Origin of the sequence: Burkholderia territorii, assembly GCF_902833055.1 — a bacterium.
Taxonomy (GTDB): Bacteria; Pseudomonadota; Gammaproteobacteria; order Burkholderiales; family Burkholderiaceae; genus Burkholderia; species Burkholderia territorii.
This window is the reverse complement of record NZ_CADFEJ010000095.1, coordinates 1-542: the sequence shown is the minus strand read 5'-3', so window position 1 is coordinate 542 and position 542 is coordinate 1. Positions and strand designations below refer to the sequence as shown.

Annotated in this window: 1 pseudogene; it reads left to right on the top strand. The window is 64.4% G+C overall.

The features are described from left to right. Positions 1–402: pseudogene (locus HW466_RS31175) on the top strand (aromatic amino acid transporter AroP); the annotation flags it as partial. Between the last annotated feature and the right edge of the window lie 140 nt (positions 403–542).

Here is a 542-nt window from a genome sequence, read left to right as displayed (position 1 = left end):
CGCGGCATCCCGGTGGCCGCGCTGGCCGTGTCGGCGGTCGCCACCGGCATCTGCGTGCTGCTCAACTACCTGATGCAGGGCAAGGCCTTCGGCTTCCTGATGGGGCTGGTGGTGTCGGCGCTGATCATCAACTGGGGGATGATCAGCTACATCCACCTGCGCTTTCGCGCCGCCAAGCGCGCGGCGGGCCAGCCCACGCAGTTCCGCAGCCTCGGATATCCGCTCACCAACTACCTGAGCCTGGTCTTCCTGGCCGCGATCCTGGTGGTGATGTACCTGACGCCCGAGCTGCGCCTGTCCGTCTATCTGATTCCGGTGTGGCTGATCGTGCTCGGAATCGGGTATCGTTTGCGCTCACGCCCCGCCAACGGTGCCACGCCCGGCGGCGTATCGGCACATTGAGGCGCGTCAGGGCGCGCCAGTTTCCTCCCGATTGACCAGGACTTGCCATGTTCGAACACATCGATGCCTTCCCGGGCGACCCGAGTCTCTCGCTGAACGAGAATTTCCAGAAAGATCCGCGCGAGCGGAAAGTCAACTTG